The organism is Thiohalophilus sp. (genome assembly GCF_034521165.1).
Lineage (GTDB): Bacteria > Pseudomonadota > Gammaproteobacteria > UBA6429 > Thiohalophilaceae > Thiohalophilus.
Genome location: NZ_JAXHMV010000008.1, coordinates 709,730 through 725,033, shown reverse-complemented (window position 1 = coordinate 725,033; position 15,304 = coordinate 709,730). Strand labels below are relative to the sequence as shown.

At 47.5% G+C, this 15,304-nt stretch carries 15 protein-coding genes and 1 tRNA gene; 1 reads left to right on the top strand and 15 read right to left on the bottom strand.

The window, feature by feature from the left end; all coding sequences use genetic code 11:
• Positions 1 to 42: 42 nt before the first annotated feature.
• The 10 genes from U5K34_RS08250 to U5K34_RS08205 all read right to left on the bottom strand — a co-directional run bounded on the left by U5K34_RS08250 (position 43) and on the right by U5K34_RS08205 (position 7,553).
• Positions 43 to 870: an ABC transporter permease gene (locus U5K34_RS08250; RefSeq protein WP_322567905.1), complete on the bottom strand. Its 828-nt coding sequence runs from the start codon at positions 868 to 870 to the stop codon at positions 43 to 45.
• A complete protein-coding gene (locus U5K34_RS08245; protein ID WP_322567904.1) occupies positions 867 to 2,201 on the bottom strand; it encodes an ABC transporter substrate-binding protein in 1,335 nt (444 codons plus the stop codon). Before U5K34_RS08245 ends, U5K34_RS08250 begins: the two co-directional genes overlap by 4 nt.
• Before the next feature lie 79 nt (positions 2,202 to 2,280).
• Entirely contained in the window at positions 2,281 to 3,075 is a 795-nt protein-coding gene (locus tag U5K34_RS08240; protein ID WP_322567903.1) for an ABC transporter ATP-binding protein, read from the bottom strand.
• Positions 3,076 to 3,213: 138 nt separating this feature from the next.
• On the bottom strand, positions 3,214 to 3,627 hold the full coding sequence (locus U5K34_RS08235; protein ID WP_322567902.1) for a hypothetical protein: 414 nt from the start codon (positions 3,625 to 3,627) through the stop codon (positions 3,214 to 3,216).
• A gap of 25 nt (positions 3,628 to 3,652) precedes the next feature.
• A complete protein-coding gene (gene scnC / locus U5K34_RS08230; RefSeq protein WP_322567901.1) occupies positions 3,653 to 4,375 on the bottom strand; it encodes a thiocyanate hydrolase subunit gamma in 723 nt (240 codons plus the stop codon).
• A gap of 37 nt (positions 4,376 to 4,412) precedes the next feature.
• Positions 4,413 to 4,781, bottom strand: a complete 369-nt coding sequence (locus tag U5K34_RS08225; protein WP_322567900.1) for an SH3-like domain-containing protein — start codon at positions 4,779 to 4,781, stop codon at positions 4,413 to 4,415.
• Entirely contained in the window at positions 4,774 to 5,205 is a 432-nt protein-coding gene (locus U5K34_RS08220; protein WP_322567899.1) for a nitrile hydratase subunit beta, read from the bottom strand. Before U5K34_RS08220 ends, U5K34_RS08225 begins: the two co-directional genes overlap by 8 nt.
• A 264-nt stretch (positions 5,206 to 5,469) precedes the next feature.
• Positions 5,470 to 6,264, bottom strand: a complete 795-nt coding sequence (locus U5K34_RS08215; protein ID WP_322567898.1) for a methyltransferase domain-containing protein — start codon at positions 6,262 to 6,264, stop codon at positions 5,470 to 5,472.
• 85 nt (positions 6,265 to 6,349) lie between these two features.
• Positions 6,350 to 6,790 carry a cyanase gene (gene cynS, locus U5K34_RS08210; protein ID WP_322567897.1) on the bottom strand — a complete coding sequence of 147 codons (441 nt, stop codon included), beginning with the start codon at positions 6,788 to 6,790 and terminating at the stop codon, positions 6,350 to 6,352.
• A 109-nt stretch (positions 6,791 to 6,899) separates the two neighbouring features.
• On the bottom strand, positions 6,900 to 7,553 hold the full coding sequence (locus U5K34_RS08205; RefSeq protein ID WP_322567896.1) for a HupE/UreJ family protein: 654 nt from the start codon (positions 7,551 to 7,553) through the stop codon (positions 6,900 to 6,902).
• A 340-nt stretch (positions 7,554 to 7,893) separates the two neighbouring features.
• Here U5K34_RS08205 and cynR point away from each other — a divergent pair, with 340 nt between their 5' ends.
• Positions 7,894 to 8,943: a transcriptional regulator CynR gene (cynR, locus tag U5K34_RS08200; RefSeq protein WP_322567895.1), complete on the top strand. Its 1,050-nt coding sequence runs from the start codon at positions 7,894 to 7,896 to the stop codon at positions 8,941 to 8,943.
• 153 nt (positions 8,944 to 9,096) lie between these two features.
• Here cynR and U5K34_RS08195 read toward each other — a convergent pair whose 3' ends face one another.
• The 5 genes from U5K34_RS08195 to U5K34_RS08175 form a co-directional block, all read right to left on the bottom strand.
• On the bottom strand, positions 9,097 to 10,299 hold the full coding sequence (locus U5K34_RS08195; RefSeq protein ID WP_322567894.1) for an alginate export family protein: 1,203 nt from the start codon (positions 10,297 to 10,299) through the stop codon (positions 9,097 to 9,099).
• A 408-nt stretch (positions 10,300 to 10,707) separates the two neighbouring features.
• On the bottom strand, positions 10,708 to 11,844 hold the full coding sequence (locus U5K34_RS08190; RefSeq protein WP_322567893.1) for a carbohydrate porin: 1,137 nt from the start codon (positions 11,842 to 11,844) through the stop codon (positions 10,708 to 10,710).
• A 14-nt stretch (positions 11,845 to 11,858) separates the two neighbouring features.
• Positions 11,859 to 13,157 (bottom strand): glycolate oxidase subunit GlcF, encoded by a 1,299-nt coding sequence (gene glcF / locus U5K34_RS08185; protein WP_322567892.1) that lies wholly within the window; start codon positions 13,155 to 13,157, stop codon positions 11,859 to 11,861.
• Between the two features lie 219 nt (positions 13,158 to 13,376).
• The gene (locus tag U5K34_RS08180) at positions 13,377 to 14,261 is read right to left on the bottom strand and encodes a PhzF family phenazine biosynthesis protein (protein WP_322567891.1); all 885 of its coding nucleotides are present in this window, start codon (positions 14,259 to 14,261) and stop codon (positions 13,377 to 13,379) included.
• Between the two features lie 932 nt (positions 14,262 to 15,193).
• Positions 15,194 to 15,270, bottom strand: a tRNA-Met gene (locus U5K34_RS08175).
• Positions 15,271 to 15,304: the final 34 nt, after the last annotated feature.

The following is a 15,304-nucleotide window of genomic DNA, read 5'->3' as shown; positions in this document are numbered from 1 at the left end:
ATTCTCTGGTAGTGATTATAAATATTCGAACATCACTACCATTTAACATACACCACCTCTGTGCCAACTGAATTTCTTGATAAGCATGGCCAGAGTTGTATCCAGAACATAACCAATCGCACCAATCGATAGAACGATAGCGGTAAGATGATCGTACGATAATGTTTCACGCGCGTCTTGAATCGCATAACCAAGACCGGATGTGACGCCAAGATATTCCGCTGGCACCAGAACGATCCATGCAACGCCAAGCGCAAGTCTCAGACCAGATAGAATATCAAAGGTAATCGCCGGTAAAATGATCCTGGTAACCATATGTACAGGTCCTGCACCAAGATTACGGGCAACCTTGAACCATGCAGGATCGACCTTCGCCAGACCTGCCGCGGTAGAGAACATAATTGGCCAGACTGAAGCCATGGCTATAAGAAAAACGATCGCCCCGTACCAGGTTGAAAATACAAAAACGGCAATCGGGCTCCATGCGAGTGGGCTTACCATACGCAACAACTGAAAAGGCGAATTCGACAGTTGATTAAACCGCCTGAATTGCCCAATAAGGATTCCAACAGGAATACCGATAATTATTGCAATTCCGAGACCTACAAAGAGACGATTCAAGCTGACAGTAGTCGCACTTTGCAGCTTCCCGATTTCCAACAACTCAGGAAATGCCTGAAGCGTCGGGATAAGTCCAAAATTTGCAAAACTGGCTGTATTCGGGTTGCTTGCAATATAATTTCCAAATAACCACCAGGCAAATGCCAGAATCGCAAACCCCCCCAGACTCCAGATGAGTTTGCTCATCATCGAACTTTTGAATATTCCGGCGAGGCCCCCCCCGCCGGATGCGGCTACTGCATTGTTCATAGACTGATTTCCTCTTCCCTTTCGAAGGGGTTACCGGTTTGCGGTACACTCGGATCATTTTTCCAGTCGGGGTATTTTTCCAGGGATTTTCTTACGTAGTCATATTGGAACAGGTCATTTGCGACATGATCACCCGTTATACCCTCCAGGAAAGCATTGTCACCTGTAACCATGGTGTTTTTTAGCTCATCCACGATCCTGACAGTCGCAGATTTGTATGGCCAACCCTGGAAGTTGATTCTATCCTGTCCCCACTGGACATTCTGGATAGCATGCGGATTTTTATAATATGCCGGATCATAGAACATCATCGCACGTTCGATAATTTCCGCCGGGAACGGCATGTATTTTTTCCCGTCACGCGAAAGCATCTGGGACATTGATTTTCTGTTTTCACCCAGATACAGCTGGGCGCGGATTATCGCGTCATGCACAGCCTGCGTCCATTCGGCCCGATCCGGATCCATTGCATCCTGTTCATGCATCGCGACAACGCAGCAAGGATGCCCTTTCCAAATATCCCCATTGAAACGCAGAATTTCACCCTGTGCACGCAGTTCACCCATGGCACAGAACGGTTCGGCAACACAGAAGCCATCAATCTGACGAGAAGCCAGGGCAGGCGGCATATCCGGTGGATTCAGAACAAGGAAATTACATTCGTCTGGTTCAAGTTTGGCGTTCTGGGGACGGATTACCGGTTTAATCCCATGTTCCTTGAGCAGCATCTGGGAAACAATATTGTGCATGGAATACCAGAATGGCATCGCAAACTGTTTACCCCCCAGGTCTTTTGGAGATTTTATTCCACTGTCCTTATGTACCACCATCGCTGAACCATTAGTATGATCCCATGCTGTCACCTTGACCGGGTAGTTATTGTTGTACCGCATCCAGATAGGGATTGGTGCTAACAAATGAGTCAGATTGAAACGATGTGATGAGAAGGCCTCTACAAGTGGAGACCAGCCGCGAATCAAAGTCGGAGGCGCGGATTCGATTCCAGCGTCCTTGAAGAACCCCATCTCATGGGCCACAAGCAATGCGGCGGCGTCGGTAATCGGGATATAACCAATTTTCACCACCGGGTCGAATTTTTTATCTTTCTGTGCGAATGCCGATGAGAGCGGCCCCATCGCCCCAAGCCCGGCTACAGCGGCACTGGCTTGCAACAAGGTACGGCGCGTAATACCGGTGCCAAGTCCTTTTGTAAATCTCGAGTCACATTCAATTGTAGGCTCTGAGGTTTCAAAGCCTTCACCGTATTTTTTGTAATCGAGTTTCTCACCAACGATTTTGTTATTATGTCGATTTGTTCTATTTTTGCTCATTGCGTCTCTCCTGATGGTGCTTACCTTTGAGGTATCCCAGATTTACACACTTGCCCATATACGACGCAGGCTAAAAGGCTTACTGGGAGGCTGCTACAGCCGTATTTACAGCATGGACATCCGCGGCCGATTCGAATGTAGACATCAGTCTCCCGCGAAGCTCTTGAACTGCGGGGTCCTGACGTTCTCTCGGGTCAGGTAAGTCAATATCGAGTTCGTGAACGATATTACCTGGTGTGCCAGCCATAATTACAGCTTTGTCTGCCATAATTACAGCCTCATCAATATCGTGTGTAACCATGACGATATTAAATCCGAACTTTTTTGCTAATGAACGAACATCTCGTTGAAGCGAAGCGCGTGTAAATGCATCAAGAGCTGAAAACGGCTCATCCAATAATAGAATCTCAGGCTCCATAACCAGGGAACGCGCCAGAGCAACACGCTGCTGCTGACCTCCAGATAGATCCTGGACATTTGATTCTGAAAAGTTCTGAAGCTCGACAAGCTCTATTGCCTCGTCAACACGCTTGCTAATTTCATCTTTTGACCATCGACCAAACGTCAAACCTACTCCTACGTTTTGTGATACTGTCATCCAGGGAAATAAATGCGGGGACTGAAACATCATGACCCAGCGTGGTGATGGTTTTTGTATGGGTGATCCGTCGAACAGGACTTGACCTTCTGTAGGCTTCAATACTCCAGCCAGAATGTGCAAAAGTGTAGACTTCCCGCAACCTGACCGCCCGATTATCGCCAATGCCTCGCCAGGAGGTGACACCAGGTCAACCTTGTTAAACGTGACAGGACTCTTGGGCGTATAGCGGTGAGTCAAGCTATCTATTTTGATTTCAGTACCGCGTATTGACATCGATTTTACCTCTAACTTTCGCCCTGTTTTGCGAGGGCATATGGCGATCAGGGACAGTATAAAAATCAGTCAGATTCATTAACTTCATTTTCTATTATTCAGAACATAAAATTTTCGACTGGCATATAATCCCTGGTGTCAGGCGCTGTTAAATCTTTTTTCCAGTTCTTCCATTCGTTCAGCCAGCTCGTTCTCATTAAGCAGGCCACGCTTGATCATGGAATGCGCAAGAGCAAGAAGCTGTCGCTCAGGAAACGGCACATCTTCATAGATGGTCTCGGACAGCTCATCTTCCTCGGTGCGACGCTCAAGAGAGGGTAAAGCACATGAATCGAGATCAACCTCATCGTATGGCTTCACACATGAATCAGCAGCAAGCAAGTCGCAGGTAGTTTCAAGAGTAATCTTCCAGGGCGGATCGGGGTTAGTTACACCATACTCCGTTGAAAGCTCTTCCCAGTATCGGCCATTCTCCTGAATTTTTTGCAACAAGGAAATTGGTGTGATATCTACTACATAGTCATCACTTCTGTTGTCGTTAGTTGCACTCATGGCTTGACCCTCATATCTCTTACAATTAGTGATCGTGATGTACCGGGTTAATTGCTTTACGAACAGGTCGCTGGGCATTTGACGTAACACCCGGTTTAGGTACTGCAACACCAATCAGACAGTCACGCGTGACAATTTCAGCCAGTTGGTCTTCAGTCCATCCATCTGTACCTTCCGGTCGCTCCGGCATGACGATATAACGTGTTTTCTGATTGGAGTCTGCGACGCGAACCTCAACATCTTCAGGCAATTGCAATCCGAACTCTGCCAGAACCTGTCGAGGCCAGCGAACCAGTCGGCGACGATAATTCGGTGTACGATACCATTCCGGAGATTGGCCAAGAATTGGACGTGGATAGCAAGAACATAAAGTACAAACTACAACATGTTTTAATTTAGGAGTATCAACCAGAACTCGCAGGTTACAGTAGTCACTCGGTGTTCCGAACTGGGTCGGCGGGCTGGTAACCCAGTCAACGCCTACGGCTTTACTTGCTTCAACGCCATCTTCTTCACAGAGCTTTTTGTATTCAGGATCGAGCCATGCCTTGGCTACAAGCCGTGCTGCAGGCAGTGGGCCCAGAGTATGTACATACTCTGTCCATACCCGATGATCCTCAGCTGAAAACAGGCCTTTCTCTATTGCCAGCTCTCTCACTGCCGCCTCAAGAATCTCAAAGTCGCTGACTTCTTCGACCATAGGAGCCGGCTTGTGGACGTGGCCATGATTATGTTCATGATCTGACATCTGTATTTCCTCTCAATCTATAATAATATTTTCAGTGTTAGACAGCTTCCAGGTAGTGTTCAGGAAACTCAGTCTCCAGTGCATCATTGGAATATGTTTCGCTGTATTCAGGCCACAGATCTTTCTGCATAAATTTGACACTATAGAACCACTCTGGAGTGTCTTCATTACCAAACGCCTCATCTTCGGCCGCCGGGCTCTCATACACCAGTCTTGTGACCACACCTTCTGCACCACGTGTATAAGTCATAGTACGCGTATAAAAGATATCGGGAAGATCCTTGATCCGCACCCGATCGCCTTCTTTGAATTTAGGTTTTCCTGCCTTACCTTTGAAGCATTGCGGATCACCAATGCCATAGGCCATCTTCGCATGATGCTCTAGATCGTAAACCGGTTTAGACATGACGATTTCTCACCTCTTCAATTTTATTGACCAGCTCTGTAAGAGTTACGAATTGTTTGTCGACCAGGATTCGTGCTGCTGTCAGAAGCCAACGACCATAATATGGCAGACCTAGATACTGCGTCTGACCTACGTCAACATTTTGTTTGCGACGACGTTCTTCTGCGGTCCATACACCTCTCCAGGCCAGGCATTCGCAGGTCGCGAAGGTATTTAATTCCCACTGCTCTTCTTCTTTTTCTTCCCATACAATGGGAACATCAGGTTCGCCACCTACATCATGTGGTGTCCGCGTATAAGCGCGAAATAATGTATGGTCGATCTCGTCCGGGGAAGGCGCATGCGTCTGTTTATGCAAGGCCGGTTGCATCAGGCCGACAACGTTTATGTGCCGAAGAACCTCATCTCTAGTTGACGATGACATTGTTATTACTCCTCTTTTGATTGCGAGCAATCTCGCTTTCGCTCATACTGTATCGAGTTTACTTGCCTTCTAACTATCATTACTTATGACCACTTCATAAATTACAACTTAATTTATAACTCTCTTTCTAAAACTATGAATCAACCTCTAACAGTTTGCCAAGACTAATTTCCGATGGCATTGATAAGCGATAACTATATCCTGCAGTGTTAATTCTCTATGTAATATTAATGCTTGCTTAAATACTCTACTATATACCGACATCTAGACTTTTTTAGCCAGATACGTGTAATAGTTGCAGGCGGCAAAGAATGTTCCATTATCCATCGCCTTATTCTGTTCCTTGAGCCATATATCAACGGTCTGCTCTGACAACATTCCAGAATTCTTTACATAGGGAGCATAGGTTTCCGCAAATGTTTTGAAATAACTGCCCTGGCCGATTTCTACAACCGCATCACCCCAGGCATCTGTTAACACCAGTTCAAACTGCGGAAGCAACCTGGGCAAATCGCACATTATCCTTGGATTATTGAACGTTGTGTTTGACAGCGCTGCATCCATCCTGTTTCCGAATGAATGATCAGGAAACGCATAAGTTAACGATGAATAGTCACCATCGAATATGGCGATAACGCCACCTTTTTTTGTAACGCGCGCCATCTCTGCAAGAATTTTTGCTGGTTCTGTTACATGACTTATTACTGTATGACAGATAACAATATCGAACTCACTATCTTCGAAATCCAGCTTGTGCGCATCGCCCAGGCGGAACTCCAGACTATCAGTCACTTTTTCCTGATCGGCGAATTTAGTCGCCGCGTCTATAAATGATTTACAATGGTCTACACCTATGCCTCTCGCACTAAACGCATGTCTCTGTGCGAGCTTCCGCAAAATTATGCCAGTTCCACAACCGACTTCCAGAATTTTCCCTGCATCCGGGATTTCAATTCTATTTACATACTTTTCGAACAAGTCAGAGAACGTATTTACCTGTGCACGACTTTCCAGTCGCTCGATAAGACGCTCATGTGCCAACTCGTCTAACTCGTTCACAAATCTATGCGGATCCGGCACTATTTCTTCCTCTATCAAACTTTAATGTTATGACGACCATTAAATCTGCGTTTCCGCTATATAATCACCATGATTTATATGGCAGAAATTTTCCATTCATTGTTACTACGACTCGATCGCCTTTTGGATCTTCCTGTTTTTCAATATTCATTGAAAAATCAATTGCACTCATTATTCCATCACCAAAATTGTCTTTGATGATTTCTTTTATGGTTTCCCCGTATACACCGACAATCTCATACCATCTGTAAATCACAGGATCGGTGGGTACACTCTGCTCCCATGATTTGTAGGGATACTGTTGCAATGCCTCAGAAACCTCGCTTCCCAGCTCCAGAAACTCTGCCACGGCATCTGCATTCTCTTTCTCAAGATGATTCATTCCAAGGCATGCTGAACAGGTAAACTCGGGCGACAAACCTGCAGCTTTACCAACCTGCTCCCATTTGACTCCCTTCTCATGCTTTGCTTGCAAAATTACCTGTTTCATTGTTTCTTTATTCATCTTTACATCCACTTTTTCTGTCTGGATTCTCGCTATATTGACCCTGTATTAATTGCCCGAGCCAAAAGACACATTGACCTTTTGACCCGGGCTATACTCAGACCTTTTATCAAGACAGACTCATTGCCAGAAACAGACCACCGGTCAGAAAAGCTGCAATTCCACTCACCCGTGCTGCAATACTGCGCATTGTTTCAGAATGTTTGGCAAGCTTCTCCAGGCCCAGCGTACCACCAGCAATGATCATGTATTGAATTGCTGCGAATCCAATCAGGTACGATACCAACGGGGTCATCTCCGCGCCAATTATCGACTCACCATAGGCATAGCCATGCAGAACTCCACTAACTGCAAATACACCGCTCAAGACTATGGCTCCAAGATAATTCTTGCTTAATGCCAGAACAGCGCCAACAAGCACCGTTACTGCAACCAGCATTTCAGACATCGGAATATTCGCTGCCCCCAGGTGCAATGCCGTACCACCCACAGTTGCCCCAACAAATGCCAGTGGCACGACATATCGTGCCGCGCCTTTCAGGGCACACGACAGAAGTATCGCTACCACCAGGAATGCAAAATGATCCAGACCAATGATGGGGTGACCCACGCCTGAAAGCAGCCCCTGGCCTAATGTTTCAGGCGTTGCTCCACCCATTGGATGATGAGCGAATGCCGGTGAAGAGGCGATTAAAAGCATTCCGCCTGCTACAGACATCTTTGCGCGCAAAGAATTTTTAACAACATTATTTTCAATGCTCATAACAATTTCCCTCACAGTTTACTTCTTTGTTACCCGAGATCATTTAAGCGGTGTAATTCATTCAGTTTCTCAATCACTGTTTGAAACCAAGTGAAATTAATTATCTTCGGCTTACCACCTGTTGATATTTTCCGCTCCTGCCTGCGCCTGAATATCAGGCCGTACTTATATTAAAGTTTTCTAATCTGTTTAAATTGGAGTTTGTTTGACCGGTTTTTGCATCAATGCCTAAATTCAAGCTCGCAACGCGGTCTACAGAACTCTTCCTTGCAACTGACTATGTACGATGCGATGATAGTTTTCCAAGATTTAATTCCGATGAGCCCTATAGGAGTATGTTATGGCTCGTAACAACATTTTTCCCCGCTCCGTCCACTATCTTCTTGCCGTCGCCGAGCATCAGAGTTTCACTCGCGCCGCAGAAGCGCTGTATGTCTCTCAGCCGTCTTTATCTCAGCAAATCAAGCAACTGGAAGACCTGTTAAATATCCAGTTGCTCGACCGTTCTGGCCGCAGTGTTCGTCTAACCCCGGCGGGCGAGGTATATTTGCACCATGCGCGTCGTGCTTTGAAAGAGCTGGATGCGGCCAAACGGGCTATTCATGAACTCAAAGATCTGAGCCGCGGCAGCCTGCGTATTGCCATGACTCCCATTACTGATTATCTGGCTATTCCCCTGCTGGTTAACTTCAATACGCTTTACCCCGGTATCACAGTAACCACACTCGAAATGCCACAAAATGACATGAAAGATGCTCTGGTTGGCGATCATGTTGATATCGGAATCGCGCTTAGCAGCACGCTCACGACCGAGGGATATCCTGGAATAACGGACAGTGAAACCTTATTTAGTGAAACACTCAGTCTCGTATTCGGTAAAAATCACCCCCTGGCCGGACAAAAGGGTCCGATCAGTAAACACGCACTTGAAGAGGAACCTTTAGTCCTGTTCAATACCAATTACGCCCTGCGCTCGCATATTGACCACTATTGTCTTGAACAGGGCATATCCCCGCATATCGCCGTGGAAGCTACGTCTCTGAGTGTGATTATTGAGATGGTACGGCTGGGAAAGATCGCCACTATTCTGCCAGACACAATCGCATGTCATCAGCACGGCCTCTACTCACTCTCCCTGCTACCTGAGTTGCCACATCATACAATCAGTCTTATATATCGTAAGGATATTAATAAAAGTCCCGCCTGCCTGGCTTTCGAGGAACTGGCTGGCGAATGGTCGGCCACACGCTGCGAACTTCATCCCAGTCATCGCCTGCGTCCCTGTCCACTGACCGACGCCTGTGCTGAAGATGAAGAGAAATTTCCTCCTGATGTCAGTATAGATGGAGCTGACACCCCACTTGAAGACATCGAAACCGATATCGTGTAACTCAATCAAGAGGAACAATTACAGAGTTAGAAAATAAAAAAATGTCGGGACAAATATCACTTGCCAGAATATTTGTCACCGACTCAAGAGGAGAACTTTGCGACAAATACCACTTCAAAATATTTGTCGCCGCCTTTTCTGACTAAGCACGAATCAGAACTTCATTTCCCCCCATACCCACAACTTATCAGTATCAACTTTGCCAGCCGCGGCGTCACCGGCGGAATACGAACCATACTTGATACCCCCGGTATAGACTTTCCCGAACTTTCTGGCATACAGAATATTAATTTCATCGCCGAGGTCATCAATTGTTGCTGTGGATTCGTCAGCACTGAAGTCATGATAAACAGCAAGCCATTTACCACCGGCAAACTTGCCGCCCAGACTGACATATAGATCAACCAGCCCCTGATTAGGAGTCGCTAAGAACTGGTCAGTCCAGCCGTTGAAGAGATGCACAGTCGCCAGAGGCGTCGAAAAACCATATGTACCATCATCCGAACCCAGGAGTTCATAACCCAGCTTGGCTGTCATCCCCGAGAATTTCATCGCACCTTCGGCCAGAATATAGTCAGCATCGCTCTTGGTCGCTCCTGATTCAGACTCCTGAGAAGCATACTCCAGACTATAAGAATACTGATCGTTCGCACCGGTGCTGCCGATAAGACGCAGACCATAGGTATCCAGTGCATTATTAGTATTGTTATCAATCTCCAGCAGGTATGCATAACCGCTTAACGTCCCGAAGGAGGATTTGTATGAAACATTCAGAAGATTATCCTTCGAATCTACATCGACGGCCTCGGCAAAAATCCGATTGCGTTTAGAGATATATGAATAATCGACTTTAAGATTGTCCGCCGGTGAGACAGAGACTCTGAGGCCGTCATATGTCTGTCTGTCCTGTCGCCACCCAACATGACCAACGAACCGCTGGTTATCATATGTAATTACCTGGCGGCCATATTTGACCTCGGTCATACCTGAAGAATATTTGATAAAACCCTGATCCACTTCAGTCACTTCCGGGTCCGCAATTACTGAATACACGCCGGGATTGAAGCCTGTTAATGGCATAGAATATTCGTCTTCACCACCAACAATTCTGACATCTTCCATGCCAAGCGTTGCAGAAAAACCTTTATATTCACCTGTTGCGTAGCTGATACGACTCCTTAACGTCATTGCCGACGCATCCTGGAGACTATTATCTTGTTCAACGGACTCATAACGCAGACGCATATCAACACTCGACTTCCCGCTCGTTATTGCGTCAGTGATATTGTCCGCCGCAAGAGAAACGTCGAAACACATTGCGGTGGATAACAATGCTATTGAGACTTTAGTTTTCATAGTTAACTCCCATGATTATTCTTATGCTATCCGACTTGAAGGCAGATTATTTTCTTTTCCAGAAAACAGAATACTTCGCAACGACATTTCTGAAACAAACTAGAATATTTACATCGATATATACCCTGAAGTCTCTGATAGTCATATAATTTATATAGTTAGCAACATCAATAAACAGTCGCACATAACTGACGCGTAAACAGAATACAAATTACGTCCAATTGACATACACCTGCGGCTGTCAGGAGCAACTATGTATGAAAGCTCTTTTTTTTACCAAGACTTAATTCCGATAGGACTTATAGGAATTTGCTATGCCTTGTTGATAATAAAATTATAATATGCTTGTGCTCATACAAACCATGCGAGGCACTATTTCACAGGCATTTGACTATGGAGATATTAAAGCTACTCAAAAATCATGCTGATTCGAAGACTATATACGACCAGTTCATTGTCAACAGGACTGTCAATGGTATCGAATCCACTGTTTTTCAGCCACTGCACTGATGGAGTGAGTGCAAGTGCATTGCTCAACCCAAACCTGTAATAGACTTCCGACTGCGTTATATCGCCCTTTGTATTAACCACCTCATCAGATACACCGGTATAACCTGCTGCAATACCCAAAGTGGCATCTCCCAGATGTTTCTCAAATGCCATACTTGCAAACGATGTTGCTTCCGAAACATCTTCGTTCGCAATTCCCAGACGGAAATTCAGCCCATAATTATCACGAATATAATCCCCGCTGAGGTAAATGCCTGAATTATCGTCAACTTGTCCGGAACCATCCACATAGTCATTGTCAGCCGTATTTTGCCAAAACCCAAGCCGCCATATGCCGTATGCGGTTTGGCGATACAGCTCCACCCCGGCAAATACGCCCTTACCCTTGGCCCCCACGTCGACTAACTCTGAATAGGATCTTCCCGGATTATCAGCCATTCCATGCGAACCAGTGACAAGGAGATTCAGTCCGTAAGGTGCCAGGCCTTGATGTACATGCATGCACCCGCCCAGGGTATAATCCGGGAAAGCGATGGTTGGATTATTAACAAATGCATTACCCAGAAACTGAGATGTTTCATCATTGGCAATTTCGCTGTTGTCCAGCCTGCAGTCCGGATCGAGAAGCCCGACGGTTAAAATATTTTGACCGATTCGTTGTGTATAGTGTATTTCGGATACCTGCAGACGCCCTTTTCCCTGGCCGTCCAGTGCTGATCCTGCATCGCCATTGACTTCCTCAACCAATGAACTGACTCCTCCCTCCCTGGGACTGATATTTCCTTCCACATATGTCAGTAATTTGCCCGGCCCCATCGGCACTTCGGCCGTCAAGTCAACGGACAACAATCCTTCGTCTTCCAGACGTGAATCGTTACTTGTCTGAAATGTAAATGTGGCACCCGCCTGGACTTCAATCCCCGACTTTTGCTCCTGAATTACGCCATGCCTGACTTGTGGCTCGTCAGCCAAAACTCCTGCCGAGAAACTACCAGCAAGCATTGCCACAACCAATGGTCTTTTAATATGCATCATACTGGAGACTGATTTTATTGTTTATTTTCCAGTTTTTCGTCCACAAGCTCGATCCAGTGGCGAACCGGTATTGGTGACACGGCGGAAAGATGTGTCAAACACCCGATATTGGCTGTGGCAATAGTTTCAGGACGACTTGCCAACAAGCTTTTCAGCTTCATGGCACGTAAGGATTTGGAAAAGGCACGTTGCAATATGGAGTAGGTGCCTGCCGCGCCACAGCACATAAACGGATAGCTAACTGGCACCAGTTTAAAACCGGCCTGCTTGAGCAATTTCTCGGTAACGCCGTTCAGCTTTTCACCATGCTGCAGGCTGCAGGACGATTGAAAGGCGATTCTTCGTACTGGTTTTTCGGGCTTGTCAGATGAACCGGTGGAAGCTTTACTGTCCCACTCCTCACCAACGACTTCCGCAATATCCCGTGTCAGCATGGAAATCCGACGGGCTTTTTCGCGATACAGGGGATCATCTTTCAGTAATTCACCATATTCCCTGAATTGCATCCCGCATCCACTGGCTGTCAGGACGATAGCCTCTGCGCCCTGTTCAATGTGCGGCCATATCGCATCAATATTCTTGCGCATGAAATCACGCGCTTCTTCTGTTTCAGCCATGTGCTGACTCAAAGCACCGCAACACCCCTCTGCCGTCGGTATCAACTCAATACCAAACCTGTCCAGGACACGTGCCGCGGCGGCATTGATATCCGGCGCCAGCGCCGGCTGCACACAGCCCTGCCAAATCAGCATCTTGCGAGGACGCTCCTGCCTGGGCCAGAAACCCGCTTTGCGTTGTTCGGGGACCATACTGCGCAACTCGCCAGGCAGGATCCGCCGAAATGTCTGCCCAAGTCGCAGCAGCGTACTGAACCCGCGACGATGCGCGACAACCGACCGCAACATCCGCCGCATGAGGCGCTCCTTGAACGGCCTTGGCACCTCTTTTTCCACCAGTTCCCGGCCGATGTCCAGCAATCGCCCGTAATGCACGTCTTGAGGGCAACTGGTTTCACAGGAACGGCAGGTCAGGCAGCGATCAAGATGCAGTTGCAGATTTTGTTCCAGCGTTCGACCTTCGAGGGTTTTCAGCGTATAGGCGGGTGGCAGTAAATCCAGTCCTGGTTCCTTGCCTTCCAGAAACTGTTTGATGAGATAAATACGGCCTCTCGGCCCATCCCATTCATCATTCGTCAGCCGGAATGTCGGACAGGTAAATGTACACTGACCGCACTGTACACAGGGCATCAGCAACGATTCCGCTTCCTGCCCCAGTTCGGTCTTCTTATATGCTTCAGCCAGCTCGACTTTCATCGAGAACCTCCCGATATCCTGCTAACCAGGCACGGCCATACCGCGCACTGTTGGTTTCACCTGTTTAAACTATCTCGCAGGGCACCGAAGCAGTCCAAGATTTTATTTCGATTCTGGCTATAGGGATTTGTTATAGAGGCGCAAATCAATTGCTGTTGCCGAAAACCGGCAATAATATCAGGTAAATGAATAAGTACCAGTAAATCAGTAAATTAGCAATTAGAGTAACCTGCCCTCTATCACAGGAATCACCTGCCCACCAACGAATACGATATCGGCGTTGGCCTTTTTTTGCCCTTTTAACAGGATTCGTGAGGGACGCTGGAGTGCGTGCCCCTGCTCGATGCGTAATGAAAACTGCCCGCCACTGCCTGTTTTATGCTCCAGCAGATAAGCGCCGAGAAAAGCGGCCCCATTGCCCGTTGCGGGATCCTCACGTACGCCATGTGCCTCGAAGAAAAAACGCACAGACAAATCACTATCGGGATCCTGCGTCTCGCTGCAAAACAGATATGTCAGAGGTGGAAAGCCCTGTGCAGCCAACGGCGCGTACGCCTCAAGGTTCAGCCTGGCTCGCTGCAGGGCCGAAAAATCCCGCAGCGGGACAATCATGGCCGAGGTACCGGCAGAAACCTGCTGGATTGGCGTTGTATCATCGATGTCCTGCGGAGCCAGACCAAGGGCCGCCGCCATCTGTTCGGTGTTAACGGACTTGCCAAGTGACATGGATGGCGCCCTGAACCAGGCAATCTCATCACCTGATTCACTCGTCTTAAATGTCACTGTCACTGTCCCGATTGACAGCTCAAGAGGTACTTCTATTGCAGCATTTGCCATAACATATTGTTTCAGCACCCAGGCCGTTCCCAGAACCGGGTGTCCGGCAAAGTCAATTTCCCGTGCCGGAGTAAAAATCCGCACCGTATAGCTTCCGTTGTCGTTCAATCCAGGACTGACAAAGGTTGTTTCAGAGTAATTCGTCTCCGCGGCGACCCGCTGCATGGTCTCGCTAGTCGGCAACTCATCACTGACCACTACCGCCAGCTGATTGCCTGCATAAGGCTGTTCGGCAAATACATCCACAATATAAAAATGTTGTGGCATATCGAAATTCTCCCCGCTTTTGTATAACCGTTATCTTTGCACAAAACTTCACAAATGATAACTGTATAGCCTTGCACTGTTCATGACAACGCATTGTCTATCAATGCTTGTTTATCTGCTACTTTCCGGCCAGGCCAAAATCAAATACTACCCGCAACGCGGGTAGTATGATGAAAGCTCCCGGAGGGGGCTGTATCAGGGACAAGGTACGTTTCACGCCTCGTTATCCTGGTCGAAATGATGGTACGCAAGATACCTTCTACCCGGCTGGAACACTCTTACAGAGACGCAGAGTACGCGGAGAATAAACGCGTTAAGTTTCTCTGCGCCGTGGCGTCTCTGCGAGAGAAGTGCTTTTTTCCTCAGATTACAGAACGCCAGTCCCAAACAGGGATAACCACCGAAATCTCGAACACACCGACCCGCACTGAAAAACAGAGTATTGAATCGCTGGTAGATTGGAAGTGTTCAGAGAAAGGCATAGGCCCGATAAAGCGAAGTGGCATCGGGCAACACCACCGATTGCCGGACACCGCGTTGCTATGTCCGGCCTACCACTGGCTCAAATCCGGCGTATTTCATGATTCTCGGACACCGCTCAAATCAGGGATAAAGAGCTCACCACGAAGGCACGAAGAACATGAAGTGACAAATCCATTAAACCTTCGTGGCTTCGCGTCTTCGCGGTGAAGGCTTTTCCGCCTTTATCGTCACTCGACCCTGCTGGTCAGGCAGCGAAGAATTCAGGGGGTCGTAGGCCCGATAAAGCGAAGCGGTATCGGGCAACACCGCCGATTGCCGGACACCGCGTTGCTATGTCCGGCCTACCACAGGGAATACGAACATTGGACGGGATTTGGAATGTGTACTGGATGTAGGTACGCCAGGCAGTTACTAGAACCTGGCACCTAGAGCCTAGTTACTGGATAGAATGGTGGCTACGCCCTGATTCGAACAGGGGACCCCATCATTATGAGTGATGTGCTCTAACCAGCTGAGCTACGTAGCCATATATCTTGCTGGCCCGGACGGGCCCCACAGGA